Here is an 11,787-nt window from a genome sequence, read left to right as displayed (position 1 = left end):
CGCTTCCACAGCCATGACAGGCCTGCGATAGACTCGCCGGACTCTACATTCTCGCATTCCCGTGCCCCGACGCTACGAACACGACGATCCCGACGATTTCGAGGACGACACCCCACAGGATTCTCCCTGGCCGCGCCGACTGATCGTCTGGGCACTGGCCGCACTGGCGCTGGCGCTGGGCTTCCTGATTCCGTACACGGTCTATCTGAACTCGCAGGTCACCCAGCGGTTCGGCGAATTGCGCTGGCAGATCCCGACCCGCGTCTATGCGCGCCCGCTGGTGCTGTCGCCCGGACTGGCACTGGATGCGCCGACCTTGAAGACCGAACTGGACGCCGCTTCCTACCGTGAGGACGGGCAGGGCGTGCTGGCCGGCACCTATCGGCAGGACGGCGGGCGCTTTGTGATCGCCAGTCGCGGCTATGTCGATGTCGACGGGCGGGTGCCGGCGCGGCGGATCGAAGTCACCCTCGCCAGCGGACGGGTCGCGACTCTGCGTAATGCTGCGGACCGCAAAGCGCTCAAGAATGCGCGTCTTGACCCGGCCCGCATAGCGACGCTGTACGGGCAAAAGCAGGAAGAGCGCCGGTTGGTCCGCATGGAAGAGGTGCCGGAATTGCTGGTGACCGGGCTGCAGGCGGTGGAAGACCGCGATTTCAACAGCCACCACGGTATCGACATCAGCGGCATGGTGCGGGCGGCCTGGGTGATGGCGCGCTCGGGCGGGCAGGTTCGCCAGGGCGCCAGCACCCTGACCCAACAGCTGGCCCGCAGCGGCCTGCTCGGCATCGGCAAGGAACAGACGCTCACCCGCAAGCTCAACGAGATTCTCTATGCCTTGATCATGGAAGCGCGCTACGACAAGCGCACCATCCTGGAGGCCTATCTCAACCAGGTCTACCTGGGGCAACGCGGCGGCCAAGCCGTGCATGGCGTGTCATCGGGCGCGGAGTTCTGGTTCGGGCGCGAGCTGACCTCGATGACCACCGAGCAGATCGCGTTGCTGATCGGCCTGGTCAAAGGGCCGTCCTACTATGACCCGCGGCGCAGCCCCGAGCGTGCCCTGGATCGACGCAACTTCGTGCTCGGCAAGCTGCGCGAGAGCAATCTGATCGACGATGCCGAGTACAAGCGCGCGCTGGCCGCGCCGCTGGGCGTGCCGAAGGAGCCGGGCTTGGTCGCGGCCAACCGCTTCCCGGCCTACGTCGACCTGGTGCGGCGCCAGCTGGCCCACGATTACCCGGAAAGCGTGCTGCAGGGCGCCGGCATGAGTGTGCTGACCGGCATGTCGCCGTCCGCACAGGCGTATGCCGAAGGCGCGGTGACCGGCACCATCAAGCGGTTGGAGAACAAGAAGCGGCCGCCGCTGCAGGCCGGCCTGGTGGTGACCGATGTGCACAACGGCGATGTGCTGGCGGTGGTCGGCAGCCGCGATGTCGCCAAGCCGGGGTTCAATCGTGCGGTCGAGGCCCAGCGCCAGGTCGGTTCGCTGCTCAAACCCTTCGTGTATCTGCTGGCGCTGGCATCGCCGGACCGCTGGTCGTTGTCCAGCTGGGTCGACGATTCGCCGGTGACGGTGCAACTGGGACGTGGTCGGACCTGGTCGCCGGACAACTCCGACAACCGTAGCCACGGCACGGTCCGATTGATCGATGCGCTGGCGCATTCCTACAACCAGGCCACAGTGCGGGTCGGCATGCAGGTCGGTCCGGAGCGGGTGGCGCAGCTGATCCAGGTCCTGGCCGGCATCAAGGCCGACAGCAATCCGTCGCTGATCCTGGGGGCCACCGACCAGAGCCCCTATGGCATGGCGCAGCTGTACCAGTTCCTTGCCGCGGGCGGCGAAATCCAGCCGCTGCATGCGGTGCGCGGCGTGCTCGATCCGCAGGGCAACCTGCTCAAGCGCTACGACAAGACCCCGGCGCCGGCGCAGGAAGGCGACTCGGTGGCCGCCAACCTGATCAGTGTCGGCCTGCAACAGGTGGTGACCGGCGGCACCGCGCGCCAGTTGTTGAGCGATGGGCTCGGTCGATTGTCGCCGGCCGGCAAAACCGGTACCTCCAACGATGGGCGCGACAGCTGGTATGCCGGCTACACCGGCGATCATCTGGCGGTGATCTGGATGGGCAACGACCAGAACGAACAGACCGGCCTGTATGGCGCAACGGGCGCGATGCGGGTGTGGTCGAGCATCTTCGCCCGTCTGCCGAGCGCGCCGTTGAAGGTCAGCGGCAAGGGGTTGGATTGGCAATGGGTGGATGCCAGCGGCACCGGGGTGACCGATGCCGGCTGCCCAGGCGCGCGGCAATTCCCGTTCGTGGTTGGCTTCACCCCGGCGCATGCCCCCTGTGCCGGCTATGCTCCGTCGGTCGAGACCGCGGCCCCCACCGAGGCAGCGGAGGCATCCGCGCCGGCGTCCGGTGGCGGCTGGCGCCGTTTCTTCGGCCTGGACAAGAAGCAGGAGACCCCCACCCCTGCACCGGCTTCGGCCCCACCTGCGCATTGATGGACGGTTCGCCATGACTGCATTGCCTCGCCTGCTCATCCTCATCGTGCTCGCCAGCGCCTTGGCGGCCTGCGTGTCCGCGCCGCCGCCGCCGCCGGCACCGCGCGACACCACCACGCCCGCGCAGCGCCTGGCCATGATCGAAAAGGTCGGCGGCGTCGACGACACCGAGCTGTCCATCCAGCCATTGCGCGACCCGCAGGTGGAAGACCTGCGCGAGACCGCCAAGGCCAAGCGCCAGGTTGGCGATCTGCCCGCTGCCGCCAAGGCATTGGATCAGGCGCTGGCGCTGGTCGCTGGCGATCCGGCGGTGCTGCAGGAACGTGCCGAAGTGGCCGTACTGCAAGGCGATTGGGTTGCGGCCGAGCGCTATGCCAAGCAGGCGGTGGACCTGGGCTCGCGCACCGGCCCGCTGTGCCGCCGGCATTGGGCGACCATCGAGCAGGCACGCATCGCACGCGGCGAGCTGGAGAACGCGGCCTCGGCCAAGGCGCAGATCGCCTCCTGCACCGTGCCGGGAATAAAGCGGTTCTAGTCGCGGCAGTGGGCTCTGATCGCAGTGCGCCGTCATGTGCGGCCGACCTGCGGAGGAGGATGCCCGCAGCTGGCAGCATCCATCGCGGTGGTCGCGGCGAAGCTGCGCGGTGGCTGTCGTCACGCGGTACTGCCCCGTCGCCGCTCCACACCCGCTAGGCTGTCCGGCCGTCCGTTCGCGTTCCTGCCGTCGTTTCCATGTCCGAACTCGCCGCCGCCAGTACCGAAGCCCTCAGTGCGGGCGGTGCGCTGGCACGCCAACTGGATGCTTTCCGTCCGCGCCCGGCGCAGCTGCGGCTGACGGCCGCCATCGCCGACACCTTGCAGCAGCGCGATGTGCTGCTGGCCGAGGCCGGCACCGGCACCGGCAAGACCTATGCCTACCTGGTGCCGGTGCTGTTGTCCGGGCTGAAGACCATCGTCTCGACCGGTACGCGCGCGCTGCAGGACCAGTTGTTCCATCGCGACCTGCCGCGCGTACGTGCCGCCTTGGGCATCGGACTGCGCAGTGCGCTGCTGAAAGGACGCGCCAACTATCTGTGCAAGTACCGCACCCAGCAGGCCCGCGGCGAACCGCGCTTCACCTCGCCCGAGCAGGTCTCGCAGTTCCAGCGCATCGTCGCCTGGAGCGGCCGCACCCAGTTCGGCGACATGGCCGAACTGGAGGCCTTGCCGGACGATTCGCCACTGCTGCCGATGGTCACCTCCACCGTCGACAACTGCCTGGGCACCGACTGCCCGTTCTACGGCGAATGCTTCGTGGTACAGGCGCGCCAGCGCGCGCAGGCGGCCGATCTGGTGGTGGTCAATCATCACCTGCTGCTGGCTGACCTGGCGCTCAAGCAGGAAGGCTTTGGCGAGATCCTGCCGGGCGCGCAGGCCTTCGTCATCGACGAGGCGCATCAGTTGCCGGAACTGGCGGCCAACTTCTTCGGCGAAAGCTTCGGCATGCGGCCGTGGCAGGAGCTGGCACGCGACTGCATGGCCGAGGCGCGGCTGGTGGCCGGTGCGCAAGCCAGCCTGCAGCAGCCGATCCTGGCGCTGGACGAGGCCTTGCGGTCGCTGCGGGGCGGGATGGAGGGCTTGCCGGCGCGCGGCACCCAGTGGCGCGCGCTATCGCGGCCGCAGGTACGTGAGGGATTCGATGCGGTATTGACGGCGCTGGCGCGGCTGGGCGAGGCCTTGCTGCCGCTGCGCGAGGCTTCCCCAGGATTCGATGGCTGCAGCGCCCGCGCGCAGGAAGCGTTGGCACGGTTGTCGCGTTGGCTCGGCGAGGATGCGCTGGTGCCGGACTTCGACCAGGAGCCGGCCGAGGCGGTCGACAACGACGTGCTGTGGTATGAGCTGAGTCCGCGTGGCTTCCGCTGTCAGCGCACGCCGCTGGATGTGTCCGGGCCACTGCGCGCGCATCGGGAAAAATCGCTGGCGGCCTGGATCTTTACCTCGGCAACGCTGGCGGTCGGCGGGGAGTTTGCGCATATCGCCACGCGGTTGGGCTTGGACGATCCGCAGACCTTGTTGCAGCCCAGTCCTTTCGACTGGGCGCGCCAGGCGCTGTGCTATCTGCCGCCGGGGTTGCCCGATCCGGCCGCGCGCGGGTTTGGTACCGCCTTGATCGCCGCGCTGCGCCCCGTGCTGGAGGCATCCAACGGTCGCGCCTTCCTGTTGTTTGCCTCGCACCGCGCGCTGCGCGAGGCGGCCGAGGCCCTGCGCGACGCGCCGTGGCCGTTGTTCGTGCAGGGCGAGGCGCCGCGTGCCACCTTGCTGCAGCGCTTTCGCGCCTCCGGCAACGGCGTCTTGCTCGGATCGGCTAGCTTCCGCGAGGGTGTGGACGTGGTGGGCGATGCCTTGAGCGTGGTCGTGATCGACAAGCTGCCGTTCGCCGCGCCGGACGACCCGGTGTTCGAGGCGCGGTTGGATGCGATCCGGCGCGAGGGCGGCAATCCGTTCCGCGACGAACAGCTGCCGCAGGCGGTGATCGCACTCAAGCAGGGCGTGGGACGGCTGATCCGCAGCGAGACCGATCGCGGCGTGCTGGTGCTGTGCGACCCGCGCTTGCTGAGCAAGGGCTACGGCCGCACCTTCCTCGAGTCGTTGCCGCCGTTCGCGCGTACTCGCGACATCGCTGCGGTGCAGGACTTTTTTGGCACTGCGGCACCGGCCAGCGAAGCCGTGACGCGCGATACCGACCCCGGTTAGCGCGGGCGAGGGCGGTAGACGCATCGTCGATGCGACGGTTGTGGCCGGGAGGCGAATGGACAGGAGGCCTGCGCACCCGCAACGCACCTGCACGGTTGCGCATCTGATCTCCCATTGCCGATGCGCGTATCGCAGCGTCAGGACAGGCCCACTGCGCCAACAGCAGCAGGCCGCTCCCGGCGCGCCGCGATTGCGGCGCGCCGCCGCCCGCCCGGCTGATGCATTAAAATCCGCCCACTCCCGCATCCGGCGCTCCGCATGCAACTGCACATCCTCACACTCTCAGGGCTCTCGCCGTTTCGGGTCCCAGGTCCCGATTCCCGGGTCCCGGCATTCCCATGAACCTGCTCGCCTTCGAAACTTCCACCGAGGCCTGCTCTGTCGCCGTTCAGGTGGATGGTCGGGTGCTTGAGCGCTTTGAACTGGCGCCGCGTCGGCACGCCGAACTGGCATTGCCGTGGGCCGAGCAATTGCTCGCCGAGGCGGGACTGTCGCGGCGCCAGCTGGACGCGGTCGCGGTTGGGCGCGGCCCTGGTGCCTTCACCGGCGTCCGCCTGGCGATCGGCTTGGCGCAAGGGATTGCGTTGGCCCTGGATCGGCCGGTGATCGCGATCTCCACCCTGCAGGTGCTGGCCCTGCGCGCGCCGCCGGAGGCGCGCCAGGTACTGGCCTGCATCGATGCCCGCATGGGCGAGGTCTACCTCGGCGCGTATGCGCGACGCGGCGACACCCTGGAACCGTTGGCCGGCGAAGTCATCTGTGCGCCGGACCAGGTGGTGGTGCCGGACGCGGCGGCGCCGTGGATCGGCGTGGGCACCGGCTTCGCCGCGGTCGACGGTGTATTGCAGCAACGCCTGGCTGGTCGCTTGGCGAGCGTCGATGCAGCGGCGTTGCCGCATGCCGCCGACCTGCTGGCCTTGGCGGGGCCGGCGCTGCAGCGCGGCGAAGGCATGGCGCCCGAGCGTGTCGAGCCAGCCTATCTGCGCGACAACGTGGCGTTGACCCTGGTCGAACAACAGGCGGCGCGCGCGGCCAAAGCCGCTGCCGGCAATTGAGCGGGCGCCAACGCCGTCATCGGCGTGTCCGACGGATCGCTCAGCGGTCGTCGTGCAATTCGCCGCCGGGCAGGAACAGCCAGGTGCGGGTGACCTGCAGGATATCGACGTCGTCCTTGGTGCGGGGCAATGGCGGGAACGGTTGTGCCAGTTGCACCACGCGCAACGCGGCCGCGTCGAGCACCGGCGTACCGCTGGAGATCAGCACGCGACTGCTCTCCACGCTGCCGTCGCGGCGCACGCCCACCGTGATCACCACCTTGCCGCCGAGCCGGCGTCGGCGCGCTTCGTCGGGATAGTTGAGGTTGCCGACCCGCTCGGCGCGGTCGACCCAGGCGCGCAGGTAGTTGGCATAGACGTACTCGCGGGTACTGGCAGAGACGAACTTGCGATTGGGCCGCTTGGCGTACTGTTCAGACCGCAGGTGCACTTCTGCGGCCAGGCGGGCCATTTCGGCATCGCGTTGCACCCGTTGCGCGTCGGCTGGGGACAATGGATCGGTCTGCGGGTTGAGTTGCGGGGTCGGCACCGACTGCTCGCCGCGGCGGCTGGACACCACCCGGGTCTGGGTCGGGGCGGGTGCCTGTACGCTGGTGGCGCGCTGGGCCTGCGGCGCGAGCCCATTGCGGTCCTGCGGAACCACGCCCGGCTGGCTGTCGCGCGGGCGCTGCGCGGTGTCGTGGTCGCCGCCGCCCTGCTGGTTGGCCTGGGCCAGGAAGTCGGCCTGCTTGGGCGTCAGCGGCGTGCTGGTCTGGCTGAAGATCACATCCAGGGTCGGCACCAGCGGCGCCTCGTCGCTGACCGCGAAGCCCACGCCCAGGATCAGTGCGCCATGCACCAGCAACGACAGCGCCAGCGTGATGCCCAGGCGCCGACGTTCCTCCGCCACCGGCGAGGGCAGGGCCGCGGCCGTGCTCATTGCGGTGCGCCGGCCTCGATCGCGTCGAACAGCAGCCCGGCGATATTCAGGCCGAACTGTGCGTCCAGTTCACGCACGCAGGTGGGGCTGGTGACGTTGACCTCGGTCAGGTAGTCGCCGATCACGTCCAGGCCGACGAAGCGCATGCCGCGCCGGCGCATTTCCGGGCCGACCTGGGCGGCGATCCAGCGATCACGCTCGGACAAGGGGCGGCCTTCGCCGCGTCCACCGGCCGCCAGGTTGCCGCGGAACTCGTCCCCCTGCGGGATGCGTGCCAGGCAGTAGTCCACCGGCGTGCCATCCACCAGCAGGATGCGCTTGTCGCCGGCAGTGATATCGGGAATGAAGCGCTGGGCCAGGCTCAGGCGGCGGCCGCCATCGGTCAGGGTCTCCAGGATCACATTGAGGTTGGGATCCCCGGTGCCGCTGCGGAAGATCGAGCGTCCGCCCATGCCGTCCAGTGGCTTGAGCACCGCCTGGCCGTGTTCCAGTACGAAGGCCTTCAATGCGGCAGGGTCGCGGCTGACCAGGGTCGGCGGGCAGCACTGCGGAAACAGCAGGGCGGCCAGTTTCTCGTTGTAGTCGCGCAGACCCTGCGGGTCGTTGATCACCTGCGCACCGGCGCGCTGGGCCACGGCCAGGACCTGGGTGTCGTAGATGAATTCGGCATCGACCGGCGGGTCCTTGCGCATCAGCACCACCTGGCCGCGGCCAAACGCCAGTTCGGCGAAGCTGCCCAGGGTGAACCAGCCGGCGCTGTCGTCGCGCACGTTCAGCGGTGCCACCTGCGCCACCGCCCGCCCGTCGCGCAGACTCAGCCCGCCGGGGCGGACGTAGTGCAGACGGTGGCCACGGCGCTGGGCTTCCAGCAGCATGGCGAAGGTGGTGTCTTTGGCGATCTTGATGGCAGCGATGGGATCCATCACCACGACGACGTCGAGCGACATGGGCTAAACCTTTCGAACCGGCTGCCGATGGTAACGTCAAGCGGTGGGCGATGGCGCGCCGGGGAGGTCGCGGAATGCGCGGCAGACCTGGCGAAACGCTCCCTGGCGCGGTCGGAACGCCCGCCTGGCGGGGCCCCGGCAATGCACCCTTGACAGTCTACGCGGGTCTTGGGATATACATGCAGTTTCGTAGCGACGTCGGAGGGATGAAGCGTCGCGCGCTCGGGGATATTTGCATGACTGAAAACATGGCTGCGGGTGGGGAACTCGCAGGACTGAAGGTGATGGTCATCGACGATTCGAAGACCATCCGCCGCACCGCCGAAACGCTGCTCAAGCGCGAAGGCTGTGAGGTGGTGACAGCGACCGATGGATTCGAGGCACTGGCCAAGATCGCCGACCAGCAGCCTCAGATCATTTTCGTGGACATCATGATGCCGCGTCTGGATGGGTACCAGACCTGTGCGTTGATCAAGGGCAACCAGCTCTTCAAGTCGACGCCGGTCATCATGTTGTCTTCCAAGGATGGCCTGTTCGACAAGGCGCGTGGCCGCATCGTCGGCTCCGAGCAATATTTGACCAAGCCATTCACCCGTGAAGAGCTACTGAGCGCGATCCGTACGTACGTCAACGCCTGACCAGGGGGAAAGGCAACATGGCTCGAATTGTGTTGATCGAGGATTCGCCCACCGACCGGGCGGTCTTCAGTCAATGGCTGGAGAAGGCTGGCCATACGGTTGTCGCCGCCGACAACGCTGAAGAGGGGTTGGAACTGGTGCGTAGCCAGTCCCCCGATCTGGTGCTGATGGACGTGGTGCTGCCCGGCATGAGTGGCTTCCAGGCCACGCGTGCGCTTGCGCGCGACCAGGCGACCAAGGACATCCCGGTGTTGCTGGTCAGCACCAAGGGGATGGAAACGGACCGCGCCTGGGGACTGCGGCAGGGGGCCAGCGACTACGTCGTCAAGCCGCCGCGCGAAGACGACCTGCTCGCCCGCATCAAACAGTTGGTGCGCTGATGCGTTCGCCCTTCGATATCCTCGATGATTACGAACGTCGCAGCTTGGCGCATGCCACGCCGTTGCCGGAGCGGCAGTTCTCCACCGACATCTGGCGTGGCGTCGGCTATCGCGTGGGGACGCGCCGGTTGGTGTCGGACTTCCGCGAGGTGGCCGAAATCGTGCCGATCCCCTCGATCACCCCGGTGCCGGGCGCACAGCCCTGGTTGTTGGGCGTGGGCAATCTGCGCGGCAACCTGTTTCCGGTGATCGACCTCAAGCAGTTCCTGGAAGGGCGTCGCACGGTGCTGCAAGAAGGCCAGCGCGTGCTGATCATGCGGCAGAGCGGTGGCGACGTCGCCCTGACCATCGACGAGCTTTATGGCCAGCGCAGCTTCGAGCAGGCCCAGGCTGTCGAGCCGGGCGAGCTGGCGCAAGGCCGCTATGCCCATTTCATCGATCGTGCCTTTCGCAACGAGACGCAGGACTGGGGTGTGTTCTCCCTGGCATTGCTGTCGCGCACTCCTGAATTCCGGCAGGCCGCGGCATAAGCCGCAGTCGCGTCACGTCATACAGATCGAGGTCGAACCATGAGTACCGCCCCGGACGCCCGCAAGACCAACAAGCTCGGCAGCGTCAGCACCAGCTTCTGGCTTGGCCTGCTGGTCCTGTCGATGATCCTGTTCGGTGCCAACACCGGTGTGGCCACCTGGCAGGGCAGCCGCCTGGCTGGCGCCAGTACCGGTGCGGCCGACTTGCAGGTGCTGTCGCAGCAGTTGGCCAACCAGGGCCGCGAAGCGGTCTCCGGCGACGCCAAGGCCTTCGCCGCGTTCAAGGAGACCAAGGCGCGCATCGATGCCACGGTCAACGAACTCGACAACCGTTACAGCCGGGAAGGCACGGTGTCCAGCCCGCTGGCGCAGCTCAAGGCGACCTGGGTGCCGTTGGGCAAGAATGCCGATCAGGTCATCGCCAGCGAACAGGCGGTGCTGGCGCTCGCAGGCAACGCCGAGCGTTTCTCCGGCAACGTGCCGCAGCTGCAGGCGCAGTTGAACGAGGTGGTGCGCGCGATGACCGTCAGCGGCGCGCCGGCCTCGCAGATCTACAACACCTTGCAGCAGGTCGTGGTTGCCGGAACCATGGCGCGGCGGGTGACCGAAATCCGCGCCGGCGAAGACAATGCCGCCGCCTCCGGTGACGCGCTGGCGCGCGACTCGGTGGTGTTCACGCAGATGCTGGAAGGCCTGCGCGCCGGTAACGAGGAACTCGGCATCGCCGCGGTCCGCAACCCGGCCGCGTTGTCGGCGCTGGAGCAGTCGCAGGCGCAATGGGCGACGATGAAGAAGGACGTCGACGCCATCCTGGCCACCTCGCGCAGCCTGTTCGCCGCGCAGTCCTCGGCGGCCGCACTGACCGCCGGCTCGGGCAAGATGCTCGACGACAGCAAGAAGCTGTTCGATGCCTTTTCGGCGTTCGGCTCGGTACGCGACACCCGCATCTTCCCGAACTTCTGGGTCGGCGTGGTGTCGGGCCTGCTGTCGTTGCTGGCTATCGTCGGCTTCGTCTGGAGCTCGGTGCGTGCACGCTCGCGCGAACAAGACGTGCGCTACCAGGCGCAGGTGGAATTCAATAGCCGCAACCAGCAAGCGATCATGCGGCTGCTGGACGAAATCAGCTCGCTCGGTGAGGGCGACCTGACCGTCAAGGCGTCGGTGACCGAGGACATGACCGGCGCGATCGCCGACGCAATCAACTACGCAGTGGACGAGCTGCGCCACCTGGTGACCACGATCAACGACACCTCGGCCAAGGTCGCCGTGTCGACCCAGGAGACCCAGGCCACCGCGATGCAGCTGGCCGAAGCGGCCGGCCAGCAGGCCAACCAGATCACCACCGCCTCCGAGCGCATCAGCGAAATCGCCGCCAGCATCGAACAGGTGTCGCGCAACTCCACCGAGTCGGCCGAAGTGGCGCAGCGCTCGGTGGTCATCGCCGCCGAGGGTGCCGGCGTGGTGCGCGAGACGATCCAGGGCATGGACCAGATTCGCGACCAGATCCAGGAGACCTCCAAGCGCATCAAGCGGCTGGGTGAGTCTTCGCAGGAAATCGGCTCGATCGTGGAACTGATCAACGACATTTCCGAACAGACCAACATCCTGGCGCTCAACGCCGCGGTGCAGGCGGCGTCGGCAGGCGAGGCCGGTCGCGGTTTCGCGGTCGTGGCCGACGAAGTGCAGCGCCTGGCAGAACGCACCTCCAACGCGACCCGCCGGATCGAAGGTCTGGTGCAGACCATTCAGGCCGATACCAACGAAGCGGTCAGCTCGATGGAGCAGACCACCTCCGAAGTGGTGTCCGGTGCGCGCCTGGCCGAGGACGCCGGCACCGCGCTGACCGAAATCGAGCGCGTGTCCAACGCCTTGAATAACCTGATTAAGAACATCTCCATCGCCGCGCACCAGCAGTCGGCCGCGGCGACAGATATCACACAGACCATGGGCGTGATCCGACAGATCACCAGCCAGACATCGCAGGGTGCGGAACAGACGGCCGAATCGATCGGCAACCTGGCGCAGCTCGCTGCCGATCTGCGCCGTTCCGTCGCCGACTTCAAACTGCCGGCGTGACCA

The 11,787-nt window shown here is 67.7% G+C and carries 10 protein-coding genes; 8 read left to right on the top strand and 2 right to left on the bottom strand.

The window, feature by feature from the left end; genetic code table 11:
• Positions 1-61: 61 nt before the first annotated feature.
• From mrcB to tsaB, 4 genes are all read left to right on the top strand, one after another.
• Complete coding sequence (mrcB, locus tag CKY51_RS01140; protein WP_022973861.1) at positions 62-2,506, top strand: penicillin-binding protein 1B; 2,445 nt, start codon at positions 62-64, stop codon at positions 2,504-2,506.
• Between the two features lie 13 nt (positions 2,507-2,519).
• Entirely contained in the window at positions 2,520-3,041 is a 522-nt protein-coding gene (locus CKY51_RS01135) for a tetratricopeptide repeat protein (RefSeq protein ID WP_022973862.1), read from the top strand.
• A 197-nt stretch (positions 3,042-3,238) separates the two neighbouring features.
• Positions 3,239-5,239: a DNA repair helicase YoaA gene (yoaA, locus tag CKY51_RS01130; RefSeq protein ID WP_022973863.1), complete on the top strand. Its 2,001-nt coding sequence runs from the start codon at positions 3,239-3,241 to the stop codon at positions 5,237-5,239.
• A 338-nt stretch (positions 5,240-5,577) separates the two neighbouring features.
• A complete protein-coding gene (gene tsaB / locus CKY51_RS01125; protein ID WP_022973864.1) occupies positions 5,578-6,294 on the top strand; it encodes a tRNA (adenosine(37)-N6)-threonylcarbamoyltransferase complex dimerization subunit type 1 TsaB in 717 nt (238 codons plus the stop codon).
• 40 nt (positions 6,295-6,334) lie between these two features.
• Here the strand turns inward: tsaB and CKY51_RS01120 are convergent, their stop codons facing one another.
• On the bottom strand, positions 6,335-7,213 hold the full coding sequence (locus CKY51_RS01120; RefSeq protein WP_022973865.1) for an energy transducer TonB family protein: 879 nt from the start codon (positions 7,211-7,213) through the stop codon (positions 6,335-6,337).
• Positions 7,210-8,160, bottom strand: coding sequence for a glutathione synthase (gene gshB, locus CKY51_RS01115; protein ID WP_022973866.1), 951 nt, complete (start codon positions 8,158-8,160; stop codon positions 7,210-7,212). The genes CKY51_RS01120 and gshB overlap by 4 nt, the downstream gene beginning before the upstream one ends.
• A gap of 236 nt (positions 8,161-8,396) precedes the next feature.
• Between gshB and pilG the strand changes: the two genes are divergently transcribed.
• The 4 genes from pilG to CKY51_RS01095 are packed head-to-tail and all read left to right on the top strand — an operon-like array spanning position 8,397 to position 11,784.
• Positions 8,397-8,798 (top strand): twitching motility response regulator PilG, encoded by a 402-nt coding sequence (pilG, locus tag CKY51_RS01110; RefSeq protein ID WP_011038048.1) that lies wholly within the window; start codon positions 8,397-8,399, stop codon positions 8,796-8,798.
• A 17-nt stretch (positions 8,799-8,815) separates the two neighbouring features.
• Positions 8,816-9,178, top strand: a complete 363-nt coding sequence (locus CKY51_RS01105; protein ID WP_152248757.1) for a response regulator — start codon at positions 8,816-8,818, stop codon at positions 9,176-9,178.
• Positions 9,178-9,708 (top strand): chemotaxis protein CheW, encoded by a 531-nt coding sequence (locus CKY51_RS01100; protein WP_022973869.1) that lies wholly within the window; start codon positions 9,178-9,180, stop codon positions 9,706-9,708. The genes CKY51_RS01105 and CKY51_RS01100 overlap by 1 nt, the downstream gene beginning before the upstream one ends.
• 39 nt (positions 9,709-9,747) lie before the next feature.
• On the top strand, positions 9,748-11,784 hold the full coding sequence (locus CKY51_RS01095; RefSeq protein WP_022973870.1) for a methyl-accepting chemotaxis protein: 2,037 nt from the start codon (positions 9,748-9,750) through the stop codon (positions 11,782-11,784).
• Positions 11,785-11,787 lie beyond the last annotated feature (3 nt).

This window comes from Xanthomonas maliensis, assembly GCF_009192945.1.
GTDB classification, from domain to species: domain Bacteria; phylum Pseudomonadota; class Gammaproteobacteria; order Xanthomonadales; family Xanthomonadaceae; genus Xanthomonas; species Xanthomonas maliensis.
The sequence above is the reverse complement of the archived record's forward strand: the minus strand, read 5'-3'. Positions and strand labels throughout refer to the sequence as shown.

Bases quoted from the DNA above. Each gene is read 5' to 3' on its own strand.
- CKY51_RS01135 (WP_022973862.1), top strand. From the start codon at position 2,520: ATGACTGCATTGCCTCGCCTGCTCATCCTCATCGTGCTCGCCAGCGCC.
- yoaA (WP_022973863.1), top strand. From the start codon at position 3,239: ATGTCCGAACTCGCCGCCGCCAGTACCGAAGCCCTCAGTGCGGGCGGT.
- tsaB (WP_022973864.1), top strand. From the start codon at position 5,578: ATGAACCTGCTCGCCTTCGAAACTTCCACCGAGGCCTGCTCTGTCGCC.
- CKY51_RS01120 (WP_022973865.1), bottom strand. From the start codon at position 7,213: ATGAGCACGGCCGCGGCCCTGCCCTCGCCGGTGGCGGAGGAACGTCGG.
- gshB (WP_022973866.1), bottom strand. From the start codon at position 8,160: ATGTCGCTCGACGTCGTCGTGGTGATGGATCCCATCGCTGCCATCAAG.
- pilG (WP_011038048.1), top strand. From the start codon at position 8,397: ATGACTGAAAACATGGCTGCGGGTGGGGAACTCGCAGGACTGAAGGTG.
- CKY51_RS01105 (WP_152248757.1), top strand. From the start codon at position 8,816: ATGGCTCGAATTGTGTTGATCGAGGATTCGCCCACCGACCGGGCGGTC.
- CKY51_RS01100 (WP_022973869.1), top strand. From the start codon at position 9,178: ATGCGTTCGCCCTTCGATATCCTCGATGATTACGAACGTCGCAGCTTG.
- CKY51_RS01095 (WP_022973870.1), top strand. From the start codon at position 9,748: ATGAGTACCGCCCCGGACGCCCGCAAGACCAACAAGCTCGGCAGCGTC.